At 50.3% G+C, this 23,812-nt stretch carries 22 protein-coding genes; 16 read left to right on the plus strand and 6 right to left on the minus strand.

The genetic code is table 11. From position 1 onward, the window contains the following. Positions 1-166 precede the first annotated feature (166 nt). Positions 167-2,302 (plus strand): M48 family metalloprotease, encoded by a 2,136-nt coding sequence (locus tag ACW9SV_RS14095; RefSeq protein ID WP_479557419.1) that lies wholly within the window; start codon positions 167-169, stop codon positions 2,300-2,302. Positions 2,303-2,394: 92 nt separating this feature from the next. Here ACW9SV_RS14095 and ACW9SV_RS14100 read toward each other — a convergent pair whose 3' ends face one another. The 3 genes from ACW9SV_RS14100 to ACW9SV_RS14110 form a co-directional block, all read right to left on the minus strand. Then, positions 2,395-3,642 (minus strand): hypothetical protein, encoded by a 1,248-nt coding sequence (locus tag ACW9SV_RS14100; RefSeq protein WP_479557420.1) that lies wholly within the window; start codon positions 3,640-3,642, stop codon positions 2,395-2,397. Then, complete coding sequence (locus ACW9SV_RS14105) at positions 3,632-6,100, minus strand: DUF2339 domain-containing protein (protein ID WP_479557421.1); 2,469 nt, start codon at positions 6,098-6,100, stop codon at positions 3,632-3,634. Before ACW9SV_RS14105 ends, ACW9SV_RS14100 begins: the two co-directional genes overlap by 11 nt. A 101-nt stretch (positions 6,101-6,201) precedes the next feature. Continuing rightward, positions 6,202-7,110 carry an NAD(P)/FAD-dependent oxidoreductase gene (locus ACW9SV_RS14110; protein ID WP_479557422.1) on the minus strand — a complete coding sequence of 303 codons (909 nt, stop codon included), beginning with the start codon at positions 7,108-7,110 and terminating at the stop codon, positions 6,202-6,204. 158 nt (positions 7,111-7,268) lie between these two features. Here ACW9SV_RS14110 and ACW9SV_RS14115 point away from each other — a divergent pair, with 158 nt between their 5' ends. Continuing rightward, the gene (locus ACW9SV_RS14115; RefSeq protein WP_479557423.1) at positions 7,269-7,643 is read left to right on the plus strand and encodes a Fur family transcriptional regulator; all 375 of its coding nucleotides are present in this window, start codon (positions 7,269-7,271) and stop codon (positions 7,641-7,643) included. Between the two features lie 231 nt (positions 7,644-7,874). Here the strand turns inward: ACW9SV_RS14115 and ACW9SV_RS14120 are convergent, their stop codons facing one another. The 3 genes from ACW9SV_RS14120 to ACW9SV_RS14130 form a co-directional block, all read right to left on the minus strand. Further along, positions 7,875-8,486 (minus strand): superoxide dismutase, encoded by a 612-nt coding sequence (locus tag ACW9SV_RS14120; protein ID WP_479557424.1) that lies wholly within the window; start codon positions 8,484-8,486, stop codon positions 7,875-7,877. A 68-nt stretch (positions 8,487-8,554) separates the two neighbouring features. Beyond that, positions 8,555-9,001 (minus strand): nucleoside deaminase, encoded by a 447-nt coding sequence (locus ACW9SV_RS14125; protein WP_479557425.1) that lies wholly within the window; start codon positions 8,999-9,001, stop codon positions 8,555-8,557. Between the two features lie 140 nt (positions 9,002-9,141). After that, entirely contained in the window at positions 9,142-9,693 is a 552-nt protein-coding gene (locus ACW9SV_RS14130; RefSeq protein ID WP_479557426.1) for a hypothetical protein, read from the minus strand. A 452-nt stretch (positions 9,694-10,145) separates the two neighbouring features. On the opposite strand from ACW9SV_RS14130, the gene ACW9SV_RS14135 reads away from it, so the two are divergent. The 14 genes from ACW9SV_RS14135 to ACW9SV_RS14200 all read left to right on the plus strand — a co-directional run bounded on the left by ACW9SV_RS14135 (position 10,146) and on the right by ACW9SV_RS14200 (position 23,729). Continuing rightward, complete coding sequence (locus ACW9SV_RS14135; RefSeq protein WP_479557427.1) at positions 10,146-10,529, plus strand: NADH-quinone oxidoreductase subunit A; 384 nt, start codon at positions 10,146-10,148, stop codon at positions 10,527-10,529. 104 nt (positions 10,530-10,633) lie between these two features. Further along, positions 10,634-11,188: an NADH-quinone oxidoreductase subunit B gene (locus ACW9SV_RS14140; RefSeq protein WP_479557428.1), complete on the plus strand. Its 555-nt coding sequence runs from the start codon at positions 10,634-10,636 to the stop codon at positions 11,186-11,188. A 3-nt stretch (positions 11,189-11,191) separates the two neighbouring features. Further along, positions 11,192-11,698, plus strand: coding sequence for an NADH-quinone oxidoreductase subunit C (locus tag ACW9SV_RS14145; protein ID WP_186640990.1), 507 nt, complete (start codon positions 11,192-11,194; stop codon positions 11,696-11,698). Positions 11,699-11,770: 72 nt separating this feature from the next. Continuing rightward, positions 11,771-12,985, plus strand: coding sequence for an NADH dehydrogenase (quinone) subunit D (gene nuoD / locus ACW9SV_RS14150; RefSeq protein WP_479557429.1), 1,215 nt, complete (start codon positions 11,771-11,773; stop codon positions 12,983-12,985). A gap of 72 nt (positions 12,986-13,057) precedes the next feature. Continuing rightward, positions 13,058-13,597 (plus strand): NADH-quinone oxidoreductase subunit NuoE family protein, encoded by a 540-nt coding sequence (locus ACW9SV_RS14155; protein WP_479557430.1) that lies wholly within the window; start codon positions 13,058-13,060, stop codon positions 13,595-13,597. Further along, a complete protein-coding gene (gene nuoF / locus ACW9SV_RS14160; protein ID WP_149092016.1) occupies positions 13,579-14,922 on the plus strand; it encodes an NADH-quinone oxidoreductase subunit NuoF in 1,344 nt (447 codons plus the stop codon). Before ACW9SV_RS14155 ends, nuoF begins: the two co-directional genes overlap by 19 nt. Before the next feature lie 114 nt (positions 14,923-15,036). Then, complete coding sequence (locus tag ACW9SV_RS14165) at positions 15,037-16,041, plus strand: NADH-quinone oxidoreductase subunit G (RefSeq protein ID WP_479557431.1); 1,005 nt, start codon at positions 15,037-15,039, stop codon at positions 16,039-16,041. Beyond that, entirely contained in the window at positions 16,041-17,096 is a 1,056-nt protein-coding gene (gene nuoH / locus ACW9SV_RS14170; RefSeq protein WP_479557432.1) for an NADH-quinone oxidoreductase subunit NuoH, read from the plus strand. The genes ACW9SV_RS14165 and nuoH overlap by 1 nt, the downstream gene beginning before the upstream one ends. Before the next feature lie 108 nt (positions 17,097-17,204). Further along, a complete protein-coding gene (locus tag ACW9SV_RS14175) occupies positions 17,205-17,666 on the plus strand; it encodes a NuoI/complex I 23 kDa subunit family protein (protein ID WP_479557433.1) in 462 nt (153 codons plus the stop codon). Positions 17,667-17,699: 33 nt separating this feature from the next. Further along, entirely contained in the window at positions 17,700-18,215 is a 516-nt protein-coding gene (locus ACW9SV_RS14180) for an NADH-quinone oxidoreductase subunit J family protein (protein ID WP_149092020.1), read from the plus strand. Between the two features lie 296 nt (positions 18,216-18,511). Further along, positions 18,512-18,841, plus strand: coding sequence for an NADH-quinone oxidoreductase subunit NuoK (nuoK, locus tag ACW9SV_RS14185; protein ID WP_479557434.1), 330 nt, complete (start codon positions 18,512-18,514; stop codon positions 18,839-18,841). 59 nt (positions 18,842-18,900) lie between these two features. After that, positions 18,901-20,856 carry an NADH-quinone oxidoreductase subunit L gene (gene nuoL / locus ACW9SV_RS14190; RefSeq protein ID WP_479557435.1) on the plus strand — a complete coding sequence of 652 codons (1,956 nt, stop codon included), beginning with the start codon at positions 18,901-18,903 and terminating at the stop codon, positions 20,854-20,856. An 11-nt stretch (positions 20,857-20,867) separates the two neighbouring features. Next, on the plus strand, positions 20,868-22,316 hold the full coding sequence (locus tag ACW9SV_RS14195; RefSeq protein WP_062543830.1) for a complex I subunit 4 family protein: 1,449 nt from the start codon (positions 20,868-20,870) through the stop codon (positions 22,314-22,316). A 36-nt stretch (positions 22,317-22,352) separates the two neighbouring features. Next, entirely contained in the window at positions 22,353-23,729 is a 1,377-nt protein-coding gene (locus ACW9SV_RS14200) for an NADH-quinone oxidoreductase subunit N (protein WP_479557436.1), read from the plus strand. Positions 23,730-23,812 lie beyond the last annotated feature (83 nt).

Below are 23,812 nucleotides of genomic sequence, written 5' to 3' on the forward strand. Positions count from 1 at the left end.
TACTTTCAGGAAACCAGGCCATAACCACTTCCAGATAAGTGCAGGTCTCATTAGACTAGTGGGAGAGAGGTCCTGCTTCTTTAAATTTTTCTATTGAAAAGAAGTTGCCTGTGTTTTTGTGTTGGGATTGTTTCTATCTTAAGAGTCTCATAAGAACCCTCGTCAGATGAAAGCATCTTTTCCCTATCCGCCCATGCCCCAGAACGTAAGTGAGCAGGTCATCACGCCCTCGGCTGCGTTTAAGAAAGAAGTTGTGAACGTAGCCGGTGCCATCGCGTTTTTTGCGGTGGTGTACGTGGCATTAATGGTCGCTGCTACCTTGTTGGCGGTATTATGCGGCTATGCCGGGGTGATGCTGGTGATTCTTAAACCGGCGTTTTTCACGCTCATGTTGGGCTTAGGTCTGGCCGGTTTAGGACTCATGGTGCTGTTCTTTTTGCTTAAGTTTATCTTCAAGCGCAGCAAAACGGATCGGTCTGGCATGGTGGAAGTCACCGAGGCCGAGCAACCCGATCTATTTGCGTTCATCCGGAACATCACGCAGGAGACGCAGACGCCTTTTCCCAAGAGAATCTATTTGTCTCCGGAGGTCAACGCCGCCGTTTTCTACGATTCCAGTTTCTGGAGCATGTTTCTGCCCGTGAAAAAGAACCTGGTGATTGGCTTAGGCCTAGTGAACTCCGTGAACATCTCTGAGTTTAAAGCCATTCTGGCGCATGAGTTCGGGCACTTTTCGCAGCGCAGCATGAAGTTGGGCTCCTACGTGTACAACGTGAACAAGGCCATCTACAATATGCTCTATGACAACGAAGGCTACGGCAAGACTCTGGAGAAATGGTCCAATATCAGTGGGTACTTTGCCTTGTTCGCGGGCCTGACGGTGAAGATTGTGCAAGGCATCCAGTGGGGGCTGCAGAAAGCTTACGTGGTGGTGAACAAACCGTACATGGGCCTGTCGCGCCAGATGGAATTCCACGCCGATTCTGTGGCGGCGTTTGTCTCGGGCTCTGAGCCGCTCATCACCAGTCTGCGTCGCTTAGAAGCCGCCGATATCTGCTACTCGCAGCTTTTTAGCCAGTACAACACCTGGTTCAATGAGAACCTGAAAGCCGATAACATGTACCCGCAGCACCAGGCCTTGATGCACCGCTTCGCGCAGGACTTCAACATTCCTGTGGCGCACGGCCTACTGCAGGTGAATGCCCAAAGTCTGGCGATTTTCAGCCAAAGTCGCATCGTTATCAAAGACCAATGGGCCTCGCACCCCAGCACCGATGACCGGGAAGCTCATCTGTTATCGCTCAACATCCCGGCGGTGGTGTTGCATGAATCGGCGTGGACGCTGTTCAGAGAGGTGGAGAAAGTGCAGCACCAGATGACCGAGAAAGTCTATGAGAAAGCCCAATTCTCTTCCATACCGAAGGCGCTTACCCTGGCAGCCTTTAACCAGAAAATGGACTTCCAGATACGCGAACGCAGCTTTGACAAAGCCTACAAGGGTTTCTATGATGACCGCAACCTGAATTCCTTTGACCTGGAGGAAGCCCAAACCCAAGCCTCGGTGCTTCCCGCCCTCCAGTTCAATGACTTGTTCTCAGAAACCAACTGTCAGCTACCAGAGAAGATCACGAGCCTTGAAAGAGATTTGAATGTGGTGCAGGGTCTCTTGCAGGGGGCGTATGATACCAAGACCTTTGATTTTGACGGCCAGAAATACAGTACCAAGGAAGCAGCTGTGGTGCAGCAGATCCTGGAAGCCGAACTAAAAGAAGCCCAAGAGCAACTATTCCTGCTAGACCAAAAGGTGTTTCAGTTCTTTGTGCAGCAGGCTACCTCAGAATCTGCCAAGAATGAACTGATCGCTGCTTACCAGAACGTATTCACCGCTACCCAGCAGGCCCAGGAAGACACGGCGTTATACCAACAACTTTTTGAGACGCTGGAACCTGTGTTCTCTTCTGAGATGGCCTTGGAAAGGGCTCATGCCATTATGAGCAAGGTAACCGAGCAGGAAAAGCCTGTGAAAGAACGCTTGCTGGAGCTTCTGCAAGAACCTGCGTATACCCGTTGTCTGAAGCACGAGGAGCTGCAAAAGCTGGAAGCCTACACCCAGCACCAACACGTGTACTTCACCGAGGAGGGTTTTGACAACGAGGCCCTTTCTACCCTGACTGAAGCCCTGAGTCTTTTTGTCAACACAAGCTGGGAGAGAAACTTCCAACTAAAAAAGGACATGTTGGCCCTGCAAATGCGCCTGCTCCAAACCCAGGAAGAAAAAACCGGAGTAGCGGAGTTGGCCTGATCGTTTAAGGGCTGTTTTCATAAAAACAGCTCTTAAACTAAGAAACAGGTGAAAGAAGGTATTCTGGCTCTGAAGATGCGTACTGCCGCGCTTTAGGCTTTTTTCTCCATATCTCGCAGCAACCGCACCGTCATATAGCCCAGTCCCAAGGCTAACGCGGCAATGGCGGCCCAAATTAAAATCTTAGAGCTTTGGGGCTGTTTTCCGGATTTAGGAGAAGAAAGAGATGTAATGTTTTGTACCTGAACTACCGGGGTGCTTAGTGGAATGCTGTCCTGGAAGAACTGCAGGTCATACTCTGGGGCAGCTAGTTTCTCGTTCCCGAACCGCAAGGTATAAGTTTGTCCCGGGGTGAGCTCAGCAATCAGGTAACGGTTAAGCTGCAGCACCCACACCGAGTCAATGGTCAGCGGCGGATTATCGGCGTTCTCAATTTCAATGACCAATCCTTCCACTTTTTGGCGTGGCAGGTCCAGCACAGTCGGGGCGTTAGAGTGCAGTAGCAGCGGAACCGATATTTCCTGCATGCGGGCCCGACGGCGTTTCCTTCTGCGGCGTTCATAGACTTTCTCTTCGCCCAGCACTACTCTTCCCGGCCGGTGATACAACGCCGGGGCCGAGATGTACAAAGCCATCTGCTCTGGGTACACCGGTTGCCCGAATCGGAGCCGCAGATAGGAAGTGTGGTTCTCGGTGCTATCTACGCGGGTGAGTGATTGCACCGGGATGCGGGTGTACTTGCCCGCCTCGGAGTACGTGTCATAATAGCCTGCCTGCAGAATGTTGAGCGGAGCGCTGGCAGAGTCGTTCAATTGGAGCCGGAAGTACCGGTAATTGCTCAACGGAAAGTCCAGCAGTTTGACCTCATTGGTGCTGCGGGTGTTGCGGATGGCGTACAACACATCCTGTTCCTTGAGCACATACCAATCCTGTTGGTCATTGCTGCCGCTCAGCGAAACCTGTTTGCGGACCTCGGCATTGCCAATGCGCAGGCTGATGTTGTTTATGGCCCGTTTCTGCGGATTGTGCACCAAGAGCTCTGACATGCCCCCTGGCTTTTTTGTATAGCTTAGAATCTCGTATGGCTTGAACAAGGTGCGGTATTGAAGCGGGACCTCGGTGCGGACCAGGTATGGCACGGCTTGTCCCTTGGGGTCAAATACCCTGAGGTCTTCCAAGTTTGGTTGCAGGTGTCCCGTCACCTGAGGAGGAAGCAGTATGCGGTGATAGCCTGACTGCGTCACCGGAGCAAGTTGAGCCTGCCAGCCAAACTCCTGCGCTTGGGCAGGTAGCATGCACCATAGAAATCCGGCTAAGAGGGACAGCAGTTTAATCTTCATTTGGAACAGGGCTAGCCTCCAGAGGCTTGGTTTCTCCTTCTAAAATAAGGTTTTTGAGCTTTTGGTACATAAACGAAATCACCAGCAGCAGCACGCCCAGGCAGATAAAGGCTGCAATCTTGCCTCCCTCGGTCATGTCCCGCACGTCAAACAGGAAGAGCTTGAGCAAGGTCAGGAAGAATAGGGTGAGCGAGATAATGCGCAGGGTCTTAATTTTTTTGGACATGCCCACCATCATCAACACAAACGAAATCACGCCCCAAAGAATAGGAAAGCCTATTTTCCGGATGTGCCCCATAGAGTTGTACAGCTCGGCAGAAGTGGGGTGCGACTTCAATAACCAAAGATGCACTAATTCGAAGCTGAGCAGGAACACGCCCGCGGCACTGGCTAGCCACAAACTAATTTTTCCCAGTTTACTTGTAAACCCAAACTGCTGCTGCACCTTCCGGAGCACGGCGGCCAGTAAAATGACCAGCGTCAGCAAGGGCAGGTAATGGCTTAGGAACCCTGCCAAGGTTTCGGTTTGGTTAAAGAGATAGCCGTTCCGGATGTAACTGGCCGAGGGCTGCAGATTGATGAGGTAGGCCAGCAAAGCCACCAGAGACAATCCCATGACCACCCTACTATACACCGGGTTTGTTAGTCGGGCGCTCCACGCCAGCAAGCCCAACAGGAACAGGTAATGGTAGAAGCCCAGCAACTGTATCTGCACATCGCCGCTCAGGGTAGAATGGGTAAGTTGGTGTTGCAACTCCAGTAAAAGCACCAGGTACAGGAACAGCACCAGCGCCAGGCCTACCAAGGTTCTGTACACCTGGAAGAACTTGATGGGTGGAGTGGTAATTTCCCTTTCCCTTCCCAGCAGCAACCAGGTTCCCGCCAAAGAGGCTACTACTACCAGACCGGTAATAAAGAGTTTATTCACCAGTAGCGGCAGTCCTTCCCGGGCGATGGAATAGTCCAGCCAGTCCATGGCCAGGCTGCCCAGCATTAACACCAGCACCAGCACCGAGGCATGCTTCATTAACTGAATTCCCGACCGTTGCGAGAGCCACAGCAACAAAACTGCCTCCAACGCCCAGAATAACGTAATGTAATTGCCTTCCAACTGAATAGGCGCCGATAAACTCAGGAACGTCAACACTAAACCAATGAGCAGGTACACCAAGTTGCGGTCTACCCGGTTGCTGCGGTAGAGCCCGTATGCGAATACAAAGTTGAAAAGGCCCAGCAGAATGGTGAACAAGCCTCGGTAACTGCCTCCGGCTATTTGTGACATGACGTACATACCCACCCCATAATACAGAAACGTGTTGCTCAGCAGCATCATAATCTCGGGACCGGTAAATCTGCGGCGCTCTTTTACGTTGTAAATGAGGTTCATCAGGAAGAACACCAGGTAGAAGAGCGTGGCAAAGACCAAGGCACCCACGTAAGGAGCATTGGGCACGTCCACCACCCGGGTTCCGAACCAACCACCGTATAGAATAATAGTAAAAACGTAGGCAATCAGGTTCAACAGGTTCCACTTCTTAAAGTACGCCAGCACCAGAATACCTACGTTCAAAAGCATGATAAAGACGAACAGCACGATGTAGTTGCCCTCGCCGGTACTTACCATGAACGGGCTCCCGAAACCACCTACCAAGGCCAGCACTGCTAGTTCCATTCGGTCATAGGCAATGGACAGGAAGATGGTAAAGCCCGTAATGGCCATCATCAAGATGAACGCCACTGTCTGGCTGAAAATCTGATACTCATGAAAAGCGATGGCAATGGTGAAGTACAGGACCGCCATGCCGCCGCCGATGAGCACAGAGCTAAAGGCTTTATACTCCTTTCTAAGCCGGTGCGCGATGCCCAGCAAGGCCCCACCTGCGAGTAACCCAATGGCTACCCGGCCTACTTCGTTAATCCAGTCCTGGTCAATGGCATACTTCACGAAGAACCCGATGCCCAGCACCAGAATCCCAATTCCGAGTTTGTTGATGAGGTTTTCGCCAATGAACTTCTCCCAATCCAGTTTTCGCGAGAAAATGGAAGGTTTGGTGGATTCTGCTTCTTGGGGAACAGAAGCCTCTTGAGCGGAGGTAAAAGCAGCGGTTGGTATTGGTTCAGGAGCCAGAATGTTTTCAGGTTGCGCAAATGGTGTTTCAACAGGAACTGGTGTAGGTGGCGTGAAAACCGGTGGAGGCGTAGGAACAGGTTGTGCTAAAGGTGGAGCAGAAACATCTGCGGAGGGCGAAGCAGTTGCATTAGCACCATCTCGTCGGATAGCTTCCTGGGCGGCATCCATCGGTGGGCGCACCGTGGAGCGGCTGAGCTGTTCCCGCAGCCGGGTCAGTTCTTCCCGTACTTCCTGTATGTCCCGGCGATGCTCAAGCAGATGACGCGATATTCTGGTGCCAAACCAAAGCGCCAAGCCCACCAACACCAAAAGCAGAAATACCTCCATAAAAGCCTGTTATAGTCTAGGCTCTATATTACAATTTTATCTGGTAAAACGTGCGCAGGGAAGTGCTGCGCTTGATTTAAGGCTATTTTCCAGAAATTACCTCAAAAGCGTTCGTCAATCAGCTCTTTGTTGATGGCTGCTCCGGCTATGGTGCCACCTGAGATAGCCATGGAAACTGAGCGCATCATGATGGTAGCATCACCGGATGCGTAAATGCCGGGTACCGTCGTCTTCTGGAGGATGTCCACTTTCAGATGCCCCGCCGGAGTTAGTTCACACCCTGCTTCCTGTGGTAAGGGGCAATGCTGGGTGAACGCCGGTCTGGCGTAGATGGCTTTCAAGGGCAGTACGGAGCCATCGGTGAACACCACATGTTGCAAATATCCTTGGTCATGGCTCAGCAAGGCAATTTCCCGCTCGTCAACAGGAATCTGGTGTTTCTGTAAAGCCTGTAACTGCTCTTCTGTAAGCGTATGTTGCCCGTTTGTGAGAACCGTGAGGCGGGGCGACCAGTTAGAAATCAACTTGGCCAAATCAAATGCCATGTCGCCGTTGGCCAGAATGCCCAGTTCCTGGTGGTGTACCTCATAGCCATGGCAATACGGGCAATGCAACACTGAGATTCCCCAACACTCTGCGAACCCTTCCACCTCAGGCATTTGGTCTTTCACACCCGTGGTGAATAAGAGCTTGCTGCCCTTGAAAGTAGCGCCGGCCTCGGTGGTTACTTCAAAAGCGTTGTTCTGCCCGGTCACCTGCACGGCTTTGCCAGCTTTAAAAGTTACGGTAGGATAAGCCAATACCTGTTCCTTGCCAATCTGCGCGATGGCGGCTGGAGTTTCGCCGTCTCTTGTAAGAAAGTTGTGCGAGTTCGGCGTCTGCCAATTGCAGGGTTTACCGCTGTCCAGGACTAAGACTTGCCGGAGAGACCGACCCAGCGCCATTGCCGCGGAAAGGCCGGCGTAACTTCCGCCGATGATGATGACGTCAAAATCTGTTCTTTCTGCCATTGGATATCGTTAGTTGTATGGCTGCTACCAAGTGGACGTGCAGAAGTTGTTACTCTTCTGCACTTAAAAAGTCTCCTCCGGGAAGTTGCCATGGGTGAATTGTTTTTGGCAAATGTATAAAAGTTTTCTATTATTGCAACAGTGTTGCATTAGTTGAGATGAAAAGACGAACTACCCCTGCCCAACAGGCAATTTTAGGCATGCTCCAAACTTCCGACTCGGCCTTGAGTCAGGACATGATTGAGCAAAAGATGAAAGGTGAGGCCGATAGGGTAACCATCTACCGGGTCTTGAACCGGTTCTGCGAAGATGGCTTGGCGCACCGCATCGTCTCTGATGATGGAAAGTCCTATTTCGCCTTGTGCCATGGTTGCCAGGAAAACCACCATACGCATGACCATTTCCATTTCCAGTGCCTGAACTGCCAAAAGGTGGAATGCCTGACTCAGAAAGTGCAGGTGTCGTTGCCCCAAGGATATCGCGCCACAAATGCGAATGCGTGGGTTTCGGGTTATTGCGCAAGCTGTAGTTAAGTAGGGACAACACCTTGTGGCTGCTCTTTTGCCTGCTCTACTGAAAAGGGCAACCACAAGGTATTGCGCCTGCCTTTGACCGCAGGCTCGCGCCACCGAAAGTAATTCGTGCTTTTGGCGTCTTTTCGCTAAAACAGGCCTGAAAAGCAGTGCTCTTCAAATTGGCAGAAACAAAAAAGGCCTCATCAGTGAAGATGAGGCCTTTTGGCAGATTTTGAAATCTATTGTTGCTTAGCCGTTGGCTTGTGCGTAACGACGGTTTACTTCATCCCAGTTAATCAGGTTGAAGAACGCTGCGATGTACTCAGGTCTGCGGTTCTGGTATTTCAGGTAGTACGCGTGCTCCCACACGTCAAGACCCAGAATTGGAACGCCACCGCAAGAATCAACACCTTCCATTAAGGGGTTGTCCTGATTCAGGGTAGAGCAGATTTGTACAGAGCCACCTTCTACGGCGCAAAGCCAGGCCCAGCCAGACCCGAAACGAGTAGTAGCGGCTTTGGTAAACTCTTCTTTGAACGCGTCAAAAGAACCGAATGCTTTGTCAATGGCCTCTGCTACCGGACCAGTTGGGTTACCACCAGCGTTAGGAGCCAGGATAGTCCAGAACAGGTTGTGGTTATAGAAACCACCGCCGTTGTTACGGATAGCCGGAGTTTTAGCGGCATCGCGCAGGATTTCTTCAATAGACTGATTTTCTTTCTCAGTCCCCTGAATGGCGTTGTTCAGGTTAGTGGTATACGCTTGGTGGTGCTTGGTATGGTGGATTTCCATTGTCTGACGATCGATGTGCGGCTCAAGCGCATCGTACGCATACGGAAGTTGCGGAAGTTCAAATGCCATAGTTTTATGTGGTTATAGGTTAGAAATACAATAGTTCTGCTATTAATACGGAACGGGCCAAAGATAAACTAAATTCTTTTCGCTCTAAAAAACTCGGTCATCAATTGCGAGCACTCGTGCGCCAGGATACCAGTTGCCAACTCGGTCTTCGGGTGCAGCAGGTTTACGCCCGTGCGTCGGTAACCGCGTTTCTCATCAGAGGTGGCGTACACTACCCGCTTCAACTGGGACCAATAGCTCGCGCCGGCGCACATGACGCAGGGCTCTACGGTCACGTACAGCGTGCAATCGTGCAGGTATTTATTGCCTAAATGGTTAGCGGCAGCGGTGAAGGCGAGCATCTCGGCGTGGGCCGTGACATCGTTGAGTTTCTCGGTTTGGTTATAGGCGCGCGCAATGATTTTGTTTTGGCAGACCACCACGGCGCCAATGGGAATTTCGCCTTCTTCTAGGGCGTATTGCGCTTGCTTGTAGGCTTCGCGCATAAAATGTTCGTCTGAATGGATGCTTAACACGAGTTCAAGTTAATAGAAAGCTAGCCTTTTTTTTACTCTGGAGAGCTTTCTTTGGTTGTATGGAAAACAATTAGGGCCTGTTTTCTGGAAAACAGGCCCTAAACAAAAGCGGTCTCTTCCGGCAAAGGAAGAAGTTCGTATTACTTCACGGTGGCACTGGCCATGACAGCACGGGCGGTTTCCTGCCATTCTTTCTGCAGTTGCACCGGGGCGTTGAAACTGAAAATTACCATCTGGTCTTTCTGGAACGTGTACTGAATGAGCGTGTACTTGCGTACCGGGGCCATGTTGCGAGTGCGGCGCTCATCGCGTACGGTAGAGACAAACTCATACACCAAGAAATCGCGTCCGTTGATGGTTTGTTTCTCCTCGCGCAGGAACTGTACCTCGGTGAACATGCGCTGGATAGATGCCTTGTAAAACGGAAGCAGGATGTTGATATCATCGGCAGGGAACGTGCTAGGGCGTTGGTTCACGCTGATGTCTATCTGGCCATCGGGAGAGGTGAACACGCCCAAGGGCTTGCGGGCCGCCGGGTACTCGCGGGCGATTCCGTCATCGGGCATCATCTCAAAGTTCTGCGGAATGGAAAGCGAAACGTTCTTGGCCACCGACACCTTTTTCAGTTTGGGCGCAAACGCCAGCAAAACCGTGAGCGGCAGGACAAGCAATAATAGATAGGTTCTCTTCATAAAGGTTTTCGTGCGTCAAATTGACTTAACAGCCGAATGCAAATTTCAGGCCGTTAAGTTCCGGCAGGCGGCAAAGGTAGTTTAGAAAGTGATTTTTTCAATTTGGCTCTAAACGGAAAAAGCCCAACTAAAGTAGTTGGGCATTTATCGGTCTGAAGAAAACTTACTAAAAAATGAGTCAGGCAGAGAGAAGGAGGGGGCTTCTTTTTCCGCTTGCTTGAGTGTATTTACACTACTCATATGATTAGTAAATGAAATTTATAAAATATTACAGGAATCCCAATTATTTTCTAATTTTTTTAAATGATAACGATTTCTTGTAGTCGTTTTTGTAAAATAAACAGAACGGCTGTTCGTTAGATGAAAGGCTTGGCCAGAAGCCTTGCCCAAAATGCTTTTTAGTTTGAATCTTAGGTTTAAGTCTCTACTTTTGCACCAAATAGCTTTGTAATATGGAAACAACTGTCCCTGCACAATATTTACCGGGAGATTATCTTCCAATCGTGATTCAATTTGTGGCGGCGCTGGGTTTTGTGGTGTTCTCTATGGTGGTCACCCACCTGATTGGCCCCAAGCGCAAAAGCCAGGTGAAAAATGCTTCCTGGGAGTGTGGTATTGAATCGAAAGGTGATGCTCGTACCCCTATTTCCATCAAGTATTTCCTGATTGCCATCCTGTTTGTACTTTTTGACGTGGAAGTAATCTTCCTGTATCCTTGGGCCGTGAACTTCAGAGCCTTGGGTCTGGATGGCTTCGTCTGGATGCTCATGTTCATGGGGCTGCTTTTGACCGGCTTCTACTACGTTATCCGGAAAGGCGTTCTCAAGTGGGAATAGCGTCAATAATCGTCGCGTAGGCGGCAAACTTTTACAAGCGAAAAAGTGTTCAGAAAGAGGCCGGTTCTTGGCCTGATTCTCTGAAAACTAAGCGAAAACGACTCATGAGCGATAAAAATAGCAATTTAACCATGGTAGACGCCCCAGAAGGGGTAGAAGGAACCGGCTTTTTCGCCACTTCCCTGGAGAAAGTAGTAGGTCTGGCCCGTAAGCACTCTTTGTGGCCGTTGCCGTTTGCTACCTCTTGCTGCGGAATTGAGTACATGGCTACCATGGGCTCTCACTATGATATTTCCCGTTTCGGGTCTGAGCGCCCAAGCTTCTCGCCACGTCAGGCCGACCTTTTGATGGTGATGGGTACCATTGCCAAGAAAATGGGTCCGGTGGTGAAACAGGTGTACGAGCAGATGGCCGAGCCGCGTTGGGTAATTGCCGTAGGCGCCTGCGCTACCAGCGGTGGTATCTTTGATTCTTACAGCGTGTTGCAAGGCATTGACCGCATTGTACCGGTAGACGTGTACGTGCCTGGTTGCCCGCCGCGCCCTGAGCAGATTATTGATGGCCTTATGCGCATTCAGGATTTAGCCGAGAACGAGTCGCTCCGCCGCCGGAACTCCCCGGAATATCAAGCATTACTGGCTTCTTACAACATTAAATAAGGCATGGCCGAACTAACCAACGAACTGCTGGTACAAGCGCTGCAAGAGAAATTTGGCGACCAGTTGTTTGATATCCATGAGCCTTACGGGCTTGTGACCGTGACCACTACCCGGGAAAACATCATCCCAATGCTACAGGCTTTGTATGATGATGCCTTCCTGCAATTTCAGTTCTTGACCACTATGTGCGGTATTCATTACCCAGATAACAAGGGGCAGGAATTAGGCGTGATTTACCACCTGCACAGCCTGGTGCACAACATCAGGCTGCGTATCAAAATCTTCTTCTCAGAAGATGATGCCGTGGTGCCAACCGCCACCAACCTGTACGCTACCGCTAACTGGATGGAGCGCGAAACCTTTGACTTCTACGGCATCCGCTTTGAAGGCCACCCCAACCTTATCCGCATTCTCAATGTGGAGGAGATGGAGGCGTTTCCTATGCGCAAAGAGTTTCCGCTGGAAGACCAGACCCGCGAAGACAAGATTAATACCTTCTTCGGAAGATAAACTTTATAAACGCCAACGGCTTTGTGCACAAGACAAGGCCGCCGGCGTTTCTGCTTACTACTAAGTTCCCACATGGAGTTAGCCAAACAAAATACACAGATAGTTACCCCAGATTCCTACATGCAGGAGCTCACCACTCTGAATTTAGGACCTACGCACCCCGCCACGCACGGTATCTTCCAGAACATCCTGCAAATGGATGGCGAGAAGATTGTGTCTGGTGTGCCGACGATTGGGTACATACACCGCGCCTTTGAGAAAATCGCGGAGCGCCGTAACTTTTACCAAATCACCCCGCTCACCGACCGCATGAACTACTGCTCCTCGCCCATCAACAACATGGGCTGGTGGATGACGGTAGAGAAACTGTTGGGCGTGACCGTGCCAAAACGTGCCGAGTACATACGGGTAATCGTGATGGAATTGGCGCGTATTGCCGACCACTTGATTTGTAACTCTATCCTTGGGGTGGATACAGGAGCTTTCACCGGCTTCTTGTACGTTTTCCAGGAAAGAGAGAAAATCTACGAAATCTACGAGGAAATCTGCGGAGCCCGCTTAACGACCAACATGGGTAGAGTAGGCGGCATGGAGCGTGATTTATCACCGGTAGCTATTCAGAAAATCAGGGACTTCCTGCGCGATTTCCCTAAGGTGATGCGCGAGTTTGAAACTATGTTCAACCGCAACCGGATCTTTATTGACCGGGTGGAGAATGTGGGACCAATCACTGCCGAGCGTGCCTTGAACTACGGCTTTACCGGTCCAAACCTGCGAGCCGCTGGCGTGGATTATGATGTGCGCGTGATGAACCCATACTCTTCTTACCAGGACTTCGACTTCGAAATTCCGGTAGGTACCAAGGGTGATACGTATGACCGCTTCATGGTTCGTAACGAGGAAATCTGGCAGAGCTTACGTATTATCCAGCAAGCCATGGACAACCTTCCTGAAGGTCCATTCCACGCCGATGCACCGGAGTTCTACCTGCCGCCAAAGCAGGCGGTGTACCGCAACATGGAAGCGTTGATCTATCACTTCAAGATTGTGATGGGTGAGATAGACGCTCCGGCTGGTGAAGTATATCACTCGGTAGAAGGCGGTAACGGTGAGCTAGGTTTCTACCTGGTGTCTGACGGAGGCCGCACGCCGTACCGTTTGCACTTCAGAAGACCTTGCTTCATCTATTACCAGGCATACCCAGAAATGGTAGTGGGCACACAGTTGTCAGATGCAATTGTGATCCTGTCTTCCATGAACGTGATTGCCGGTGAGCTAGACGCGTAAGCGGTTCCCATTTTAGAAACGATTTTTCCTAAGCCTGCCTAAAACGCAGCTTTTATACCTGCCATTGACCAAATGGACCAAACAGTAGAGAAACCACAAGTACAGTTTTCGGAAGGGGCCATGGCCGAAATCCGGCGCTACTTATCTCATTATCCGGCTGACCGTCAGAAGTCCGCTATTTTGCCTATCCTGCACATCGCGCAAGCGGAGTTTGGTGGTTGGGTAAGCCCTGAGGTAATGGATAAGGTGGCCGAAATCCTGAACATACAGCCTATAGAAGTGTACGAGGTAGCTACCTTTTACACCATGTTTAACCTGAAGCCGGTAGGCAAGCACGTGTTGGAAGTTTGCCGCACGGGTCCTTGCATGCTGCGTGGCTCAGACCAACTGATTGAGCACCTGGAGAACCGTCTGGGCTGCAAAGTAGGCGAGACCTCTGCCGACGGTAACTTCACCCTTAAAACAGTAGAGTGTTTGGCGTCCTGCGGCACCGGACCGATGCTGCAAGTGCGCGAGCAATTCTACGAAGACCTGGACCCTGCCCGCGCTGACCAGATGCTGGAAGACCTGAAAGCCTTAACCGTAAGGAAACCATGGGAAGAAAATTATTAACTGAACATATCAACGTTGAAGGCATCCACACCTTTGACGTCTATCGCAAGCACGGCGGTTACGCCTCCGTAGAGAAAGCCTTGAAAACCATGTCCCCAGAGGAAGTGGTGGAAGAAGTGAAAGCATCGGGCTTAAGAGGCCGTGGTGGTGCCGGATTCCCTACCGGGATGAAATGGAGCTTTTTGGCCAAGCCAGAAGGCAAGCCACGCTACTTAGTTTGCAACGCCGACGAATCAGAACCGGGCACTTTCAAAGACCGGTATCTAATGGAGAAACTGCCGCACCTGTTGATTGAGGGGATGATTACGTCTAGCTACGCGCTGGGTGCTCGTACTTCTTATATCTACATCCGAGGTGAGTTGTTGTATGTACTGCGTATTCTGGAGAAAGCCATTGCGGAAGCCTACGCCAACGGTTTTCTGGGCGAGAACATTTTAGGAAGCGGTTACTCTCTTGACTTGCACGTGCACCCAGGTGGTGGCGCGTACATCTGCGGCGAGGAAACAGCTTTGTTGGAATCTCTGGAAGGCAAGCGCGGGAACCCGCGTAATAAGCCTCCGTTCCCGGCGGTTTGGGGCCTTTATGGTTGCCCAACCGTGGTGAACAACGTGGAGTCTATCGCCACTGTTCCGTGGATTATCACCAACACCGCCGCTGAGTACGCGAAATTCGGGATTGGTCGTAGTGCCGGTACCAAGCTGATTTCTGCCGGTGGCAACATCAACAAACCGGGCGTGTACGAGATTGAGTTAGGTGTTCCTGTGGAGGAATTCATCTACTCAGACGAGTACTGCGGTGGTATCTGGAAAGGCCGCGACATGAAAGCAGTGATTGCCGGAGGTTCTTCTGTTCCAATTCTACCGAAGGAGTTAATCCTGAAAACTGCTGCCGGTGAAGATAGATTGATGACCTACGAGTCTTTGTCTGACGGAGGTTTCGCCACAGGTACCATGTTAGGTTCCGGCGGATTCTTCGTGATGGATGACCAGACTTGTATTGTGCGCCATACCTGGACTTTAGCCCGTTTCTACCACCACGAGTCTTGCGGACAGTGCAGCCCGTGCCGTGAAGGAACCGGTTGGATGGAGAAAGTATTGCACCGCATTGAGCACGGCCACGGCCACATGCACGACATTGACCTGTTGGTAAGTGTTGCCAAACAGATAGAAGGAAACACCATCTGTCCGTTGGGTGATGCAGCTGCTTGGCCAGTTGCCGCAGCCGTTCGTCACTTCCGTGAGGAGTTCGAGTGGCATGTGAAACATCCACAGGCAGCTACGGCTCCAGGCGCAGTGTTCAACAAAGCTGAATCTGTATTAGCATAAATTTCTGTTTCAAGCCTGTTTTATAGAAAGCAGGCTTGAAACAGCTTCTTAAATAAGTATGTCATTGCTGAAGTTTACTACATGTAGCAATCAGCAATCAACGATAAATTTAACATGGTAAAAATAACGTTTGATGGCATAGAGGTGGAGGTAGAGGAAGGAACTACCATCCTCAACGCAGCCCGTAAAATCGGCGGCGAGGTGGTGCCCCCAGCCATGTGCTACTATACCCCTTTAAAAGGAACCGGCGGAAAATGCCGCGCCTGTATGGTTCGGGTAGCAGCTGGTTCTGCGAAAGACCCGCGTCCGATGCCTAAATTGGTCGCTTCTTGCATTACCCCGGTACAAGACGGAATGGTGGTGGAAAACACCACCAACCCAGATGTATTAGCCGCCCGCAAAGGCGTAGTGGAAATGCTTTTAATCAACCACCCATTGGATTGCCCTATCTGCGACCAGGCTGGGGAGTGTGATTTGCAGAACTTCGCTTACGAGCACGGCACGTCCGGTACCCGTTACGAAGAAGAACGCCGCACCTTTGATAAAATAGACATCGGCCCATTAGTGCAGTTGCACATGACACGTTGCATTCTGTGCTACCGTTGCGTGTACACCGCTGACCAATTGACCGAGAAACGCGTGCACGGTGTGTTAGGCCGTGGCGATGCCGCCGAGATTGGAACCTACGTTGAAAACATCATCGATAACGAATTTTCTGGGAACGTCATTGATGTGTGTCCGGTAGGAGCCTTGACCGATAAGACGTTCCGTTTTAAAAACCGGGTGTGGTTCACCAAACCGGTTGATGCGCACCGCGATTGCCCTACTTGCTCCGGCAAAGTAGTGCTGTGGATGCGTGGGAACGATGTGTTGCGCGTAACGGCCCGGAAAGACGAGTACAACGAGGTGCAGGAATTCATCTGTAACACGTGCCGCTTTGACAAAAAAGACCCGAATGACTGGACCATTGAAGGACCACGCAAGATTGCCCGTACGTCGGTGATTTCTGCGAACCACTACGAGTTACCGGTGCTGAACGTGGACGTGATTCCGAACTTGCCAGGCTCAACCGAAGAAGACTTACAATCCACTCCTTTTAACCTAGGAAGACAAGTATAATGGAGCTATCCTTATTATTAATCAAAGGGCTCATCATCTTTGCCGTTTTCGGTATTACGTTGCTGATTGCTACTTACTCCACCTACGCTGAGCGGAAAGTGGCAGCCTTCATCCAGGACCGCGTAGGCCCTAACCGTGCGGGTCCGTTTGGTCTGGCGCAGCCGCTGGCCGATGCGGTGAAACTGTTCTTCAAAGAAGAGTTTGTGCCGGCCAATGCAAACAAGTTCCTGTTTATTGCCGGTCCTTCGCTGGCTATGTTAACGGCTTGTATGTCCAGTGCGGTGATTCCGTTTGGGGGTACCCTAATCATTGGTGGTGAGGCGATTCACTTACAGGCCATTGAGGTGAACATCGGTATTCTGTACGTGTTCGGTATTGTGGCTTTGGGCGTGTATGGCATCATGATTGGTGGCTGGGCTTCCAACAACAAGTTCTCGCTGTTAGGCGCTATCCGAGCGGCTTCGCAGAACATCAGCTACGAGCTGGCCATGGGTATGTCCATCATCGCGTTGTTATTGGTAACTGGTACGCTTTCTATGCGGGACATCGCGGCGCAGCAGGGACAAGAGCTGTTTGGGGTGTCTGGACTGAACTGGAACATCTTCTATCAACCGGTAGGCTTCCTGATTTTTATCATCTGTGCCTTCGCGGAGACCAACCGTGTTCCTTTTGACTTACCTGAGTGCGAGACGGAGTTAGTAGGTGGTTACCACACCGAGTATAGCTCTATGGGCATGGGCTTGTACCTGTTCGCAGAGTACGTGAACATCTTCGTGGCCTCAGCGGTAATGGCAACTTTATATTTTGGCGGTTACAACTTCCCGTTCATGAACCAATTAGGCTTGCCGCATAACGTGGTGACCATCTTGGGAACGATAGTGCTATTCGCTAAAATCTTCTTTTTCATCTTCTTCTTCATGTGGGTACGTTGGACTTTACCGCGTTTCCGCTATGACCAGTTGATGAACCTGGGCTGGAAAATCTTGATTCCGTTGTCTATCCTGAACGTAATCGTGACCGGCGGAGCTATTCTGTTAAAGGCAGAGTTGTTCTAAAGACATTATGAGTAGGAGAGGAGTTTTTGCTCCTCTACCCATCATTTAAAGTTTATAAGAGACATGCAATCACTTAGTAATAGAGCGAAAAAGCTGGAGAAGAAACCCATGAATTTTTCCGAGAGAATGTATCTCCCGGCAATTTTCCAGGGTTTGTCTATCACCATGCGTCACTTCTTCAAGAAGAAAGCTACCATTAAATACCCTGAGGAAACCCGCCCAATGAGTGCGGTGTGGCGTGGTTTGCACGTGTTAAAGCGTGACGAAAAAGGCAGAGAGCGTTGCACGGCCTGTGGTCTGTGCGCGGTGGCTTGTCCGGCCGAGGCCATTACCATGGTAGCCGGTGAGCGCAAGCGTGGCGAGGAGAACTTGTACCGCGAAGAGAAATATGCCATCAGCTACGAGATTAACATGTTGCGTTGCATTTTCTGCGGTCTGTGCGAAGAAGCCTGTCCTAAGGCGGCCATCTTCCTGCAGAACGACAAAGTGGCTCCGGCCCGCTACGAGCGTGATGAGTTCATCTACGGCAAAGACCGTCTGGTAGAGCCCATGCCCATTCAAAACCAATAATCCGCCGAATACAAGCGCATATCATCCAAAACTATGACGGGTAATTTCTTTTACTTTCTCACTTTCTTAACCTTGTTCGCGGCCATTGGGGTAGTTGTCTCCAAAAACCCGGTGTACAGCGTTCTGTTCATGATTCTGACATTCTTCGCCTTAACCGGTCACTACATTCTTCTGAATGCCCAGTTCCTGGCGGCGGTAAACTTCATTGTGTACATGGGCGCCATCATGGTGTTGTTCCTCTTCGTGATCATGTTCCTGAACATGCGCGAAGACACCGAGCAGCACAAACCGGTATTAAGCAAGATTGCCGCGGCCATTGCCGGAGGTATCTTGTTTGTGGTGATGATTGCCGCGTTAAAGGACGTGAACACCCAAATGACTACCACAGCCGTGTTTGACTCGCAGATTGGTATGGTGGAGAACCTGGGGAAAGTGCTTTTCAGAGACTACCTGTTGCCATTTGAGTTAGCATCGGTGTTGTTCCTGGCGGCTATGGCCGGAGCAGTAATGCTGGGCAAGCGCGAGCCGGGCGAGCAAAATAGATTCTAAGTCTCCTGCGGGAGGCTGAAAAAGGACAGCTTTTATGTTGTCCTTTTTTATTGCCGCTGCTACAAGCCTTTTCAAGGTTGATTTCCTGAAAACAGCCCAAAATAGGATAGCCCTGCTGGCAAGAAGCTAATCGTTTCAGAGGCTTTTTCTCTAAAATAGCCCTAAAACGCCAAAAGAAGAATACAAGCTACCCTGCAGAGGATGGCTTTTAATATGGTTTTACCAAAAAATGGGAATAACTTTGGCCGCTCTTGCTACAGCAAAGCCAAGGTCTTTTTCAAGAACGATTATAACGCATGAACGAAATTCCTGAGGTCATAAGGACCATCCCGCTGAACTATTATCTGTTTTTCAGCACCGCTCTTTTCTGTATCGGGATTATTGGGGTTCTCACCCGCCGCAACGCTATCATTATCTTTATGTGCATTGAGCTCATGCTCAATTCCGTCAATCTGTTGCTGACGGCTTTCTCGTCTTATCGTTCAGACCCCAACGGACAGATTTTCGTGTTTTTCATCATGGCGGTGGCTGCCGCCGAGGTGGCCGTGGGCTTGGCCATTATTGTGATGATTTACCGGAACGTTCGGTCTACAGACATCAACATCCTGAACAAATTGAAATGGTAAAGCGGGTTTCCTGCTCTACTGAATCTCTAAAGAATACCGTTCCATTTACGTTTTAACAAATGCAAGAATTTATTTTGCCGGCAAACAACGCTGAGATGACCTGGGTGTGTTTGCTGATTCCGCTCCTGCCGCTAATCGGGTTTCTGATTAACGGTCTGGGTAACCGGAAATTGCCGAAAGGGCTGGCGGGACTGATTGGCTGTGCCACCGTAATCGGTTCATTCCTGCTTTCTCTGTACCTTTTCTTCGGTTTTGAAGGCTACGGCAACCGTCCGTACACCACAGATATCTTCAACTGGATACACGTGGGTGCCCTCCGCATTCCGTTCTCGTTCCAGATTGACCAATTGTCGCTGATTATGCTGCTGTTGGTAACGGGCGTTGGTTCCGTGATTCACATCTACTCGGCAGGCTACATGAGCCATGACGAGAACTTCGGTAAATTCTTCTCTTTCCTGAACCTGTTCGTGTTCTCCATGCTCCTATTGGTGATGGGGTCTAACTACGTAATGATGTTCGTGGGTTGGGAAGGCGTAGGGCTTTGCTCGTACCTGCTCATCGGGTTCTGGAACAAAGTCACTCCATACAACAACGCCGCTAAAAAAGCTTTCATTATCAACCGCATTGGTGACTTAGGCTTCTTATTGGGTATCTTCCTTATTTTCCAAACCTACGGCAGTGTCGTTTATGGCGAGGTGTTCAACCAGGCTTCTCAGCTGAGTGAGGTGAACGACGGCGTAGTGATTGCCATTACTTTGTTGCTGTTTGTTGGTGCCATGGGTAAATCAGCGCAGTTGCCGCTCTACACCTGGTTACCAGACGCAATGGCGGGTCCAACTCCAGTTTCTGCCTTGATTCACGCCGCTACCATGGTGACGGCCGGTATTTACATGGTTATCCGTTCCAACGTGCTCTACACGCTGGCACCAGATACCTTGGAGATTGTGGCCATTGTTGGTTTAGCTACGGCTTTGTTCGCGGCTACTATTGGTCTTTTCCAAAACGACATTAAAAAAGTATTGGCTTACTCTACCGTGAGCCAGTTAGGATACATGTTCCTAGCCTTGGGTGTGATGGCGTACTCCTCTTCGCTGTTCCACGTATTAACGCACGCCTTCTTCAAAGCCCTTCTCTTCCTGGGTGCCGGTAGTGTGATTCACGCCATGAGCGGCGAACAGGATTTACGCAAAATGGGCGGTCTGAAGAAAGCTTTACCTGTTACGTTTATCACCTTCTTAATTGGAACGCTGGCTATCTCTGGTATTCCACCGTTTGCTGGTTTCTTCTCTAAAGACGAGTTGTTGGCGCACGTGTTTGTGCACAGCAAAGTAATGTGGGGCTTCGGGGTGTTGACGTCGTTCATGACCGCGTTCTACATGTTCCGTCTGTTGTACCTGGCGTTCTACGGAAATTTCCGGGGTACCGAGGAGCAGCGCCATCACTTGCACGAATCTCCAGCGGTGATGACTATTCCGTTGATCATTCTGGCAATTCTATCTACAATCGGTGGGTTCATGGGCTTGCCAGCGGTATTCAGCGAAAACCATATGTTGGGAAACTTCCTGTCGCCGGTGTATGAATTGGCCAGAAGAGCCGTACCAAGCGCGTTTGAAGCGCATCACCTGTCGCACGAGACCGAATACATGCTGATGGCAGTATCCGTAGGGGTGGCAGTAGTAGCTATTATTCTAGCTTACTTCATCTACGGTAAGAAAAGAACGGTTCCTGCCGAGGAAGGCGCTGCTTTGTCGCCGCTGCATAAACTGGTGTACAACAAATACTACGTGGATGAACTCTACAACGGGCTGTTTGTGAAACCAGTGATGGGCTTATCTACCGGGCTGTACCGCTTCGTGGAGAAAGGCATCATTGACCCAATTGTGAACGGTTTCGGGAAAGCCACGTTGGGCGGAGGTCGTTCGCTGCGCTTTGTGCAGAGCGGTGCCACTGGTTCTTACTTGCTCCTGATGGTGCTGGGCATCGCGTTAATCTTATTGCTGAACTTTATTAACTGATATTGCCAAACATGTTAACCGCTTTAATAATCTTATGGCCCGCGTTGGCCGCACTGCTGGTACTGTTGGTAAAAGGTCCTGGAGCCCGGAAGATTGCTTTCGGGGCTGCCTTGGTGGAACTGGTGCTGGGCGTATGGGCCTGGATTAACTTCGTTCCGAACGGAAGTACCCAATTCCTGCTCAATGAACCCTGGATTGCCAATGCCGGCATCATGTTCAAAGTGGGCATTGACGGCATCAGCTTACTCATGGTGTTGTTGACCGTGTTTCTGGTTCCGTTGATTATCCTGTCTACGGCCAAGCACACCTACGAGAAGCCTTCTTCTTTCTACGCGCTCATCCTGTTCATGCAAACGGGTCTGCTGGGCGTGTTCACCGCCTTAGATGCATTTGTGTTCTACTTCTTCTGGGAGGTAGCGCTTATTCCAATCTACTTTATTGCCGGTATTTGGGGCGGTGAGAACCGGGTGCGCGTTACGTTCAAGTTCTTTATCTACACCGTCTTCGGAAGTTTGTTCATGCTGGCTGCCTTTGTGTACCTGTACTTCCAGACACCGGGCACGCACAGTTCTGAAGAAGTTGCTTTCTACCAATTAGTGTTGGATGCCGGTACTCAAAGCTGGTTGTTCTGGTTCCTGTTCATTGCCTTTGCTATTAAAATGCCGGTATTCCCTTTCCATACTTGGCAGCCTGATACCTACACCACGGCTCCGGCCGCTGGTACTATGCTCTTGTCTGGGATCATGCTGAAAATGGGTATTTACGGAGCTTTACGCTGGTTATTACCGGTGGTACCATTAGGCGTAAGCCAATGGGCAGACGTGGCGCTGGTGTTAGCCATCATCGGGATTATCTACGGTGCCATCATCGCCATCCGTCAGCAGGACATGAAACGACTGGTGGCGTTCTCGTCTATCTCGCACGTGGGCTTGATTGCCGCTGGTTTGTTTACCTTGAACCACCACGGATTACAGGGTGCCATGATTCAGATGCTGAGCCACGGCGTGAACGTAGTGGGTATGTTCTTTATCATTGACATTATCCAGAGCCGCACCGGTACCCGCGAGATTGCCGCTATGGGTGGTATAACGCAGAATACTCCATTCTTGTCCGTGACGTTTCTGGTGCTCTTGTTAGGAACCGTGGCCTTACCGTTAACCAACGGGTTTGTGGGCGAGTTCCTGTTGCTGATGGGCGTGTACCAATACAATGCCTGGATGGGTGCCGTTGCCGGTCTTACCATCATTCTTGGAGCCGTGTACATGTTGCGCATGTTCCAGCGCGTGATGTTTGGCGAGAAGAACGAAATTACCCAAGGCTTCACTGATTTGACCTTCAACGAGAAAGCCGTGTTGGTGCCGTTGGTAGTGATGGTGTTCTGGATTGGCTTGCACCCAAACACGTTTTTAATGATTTCTGAACCTGCCGTTCTTAAACTATTGGACGTGATCAAACGCTAACCCTGACGCTATTTTAACCCAGGAAATTACCTGCTCATGACCTCAATTATTCTACTCTCCATATTCGGTATCCTGAACCTCTTTGTAGGTTTCATGAAATCTAAAAAGGTGCTTATGCCTGTGGTATTGCTGTTCTTAGCAGTAGCCTTGGGTGTCACCCTGTTTGACTGGAACCAGCCGCAAAGCTATTTCAGCAACATGCTGGCCACTGACAACTTCTCCGTGGGCTTTACCGTGGTGATGGTGCTTTCCACGTTGTTCATCCTGCCATTTTCCCGCAGCTATGTGGTAGCCGAAAACTCTAACCTGGCGGAATATTACTCCCTGCTGCTATTCTCGTTGGTTGGTGGCATCATGATGGTATCGTATGAAAACCTGCTGATTCTGTTTGTGGGCATCGAGATCATGTCCATCAGCATGTACATCATTGCTGGTTCTGATAAGCGCAACATCCTGTCCAACGAAGCTTCCATGAAGTACTTCCTGATGGGTTCGTTCTTTACCGGGATCATCTTGTTCGGGATTGCTTTGTTGTACGGAGCCACCGGAGCTTTCTATTTGACAGACATTGCCGCTGCTGCTACCAACATGGACCCGGCCACGGCTCCGTTGCTGTTGATGGGCTTATTGCTTGTTTTGGTGGGTATCACCTTCAAGATTGGAGCCGCGCCTTTCCACTTCTGGACCCCAGACGTGTATGAAGGAACGCCAACCGTTTTCACGAGCTATATGTCTACCGTAGTAAAGACTGCTGGTATTGCCGCTTTCTATAAACTGATGTCTGCAGCTTTTGGAGGCGTGTATGACCAGTGGTTCCCAACAGTAGTAGCCATCACGGTTTTAACTTTGTTGATTGGAAACATTGGGGCAGTGGCACAGAACAGCATGAAACGGATGCTGGCTTATTCCAGTATCTCGCACGCCGGTTACCTGATGATTGCTTTGACTTCGTTCAACGACCGTTCTGAGAATGCCATTCTGTTCTACTCTCTGGCCTATGCCGTAGCGACTATCGCTGCCTTTGGCGTGTTGAAGTACGTAGCCGATGAACGTGGTTCAGATGACTACACTTCTTTTAATGGCCTAGGTAAGACCAACCCGTTGCTAGCTTTCGTGATGACCATTGCCATGCTGTCGTTGGCAGGTATCCCGTTAACCGGTGGTTTCTTCGGAAAGGTGTTCCTTTTTTCGGCGGCGCTGGAACAAGATATGATTTGGCTCATTATCGTAGCCGTGCTGATGTCTGCCGTAGGTATCTACTACTACTTCAGAGTCATCATTGCCATGTACATGAGAGACGCAGAAGGAACCCGCATTGCGGTTGACCCTTTGGCTACCTTTACCTTGATTTCCTTGGTGGTTTTGACCGTGCTGATGGGCGTTGTACCCGGCTTGTTCAACGATTTGCTGTAAGCTTTAAAATAGCTTTTTATAAATGAGAAGAGGCACCTTAGGGTGCCTCTTCTCATTTATAGGGTTTAGGGTTAGTTTTAGGA

The organism is Rufibacter sp. JT20002 (genome assembly GCF_056491185.1).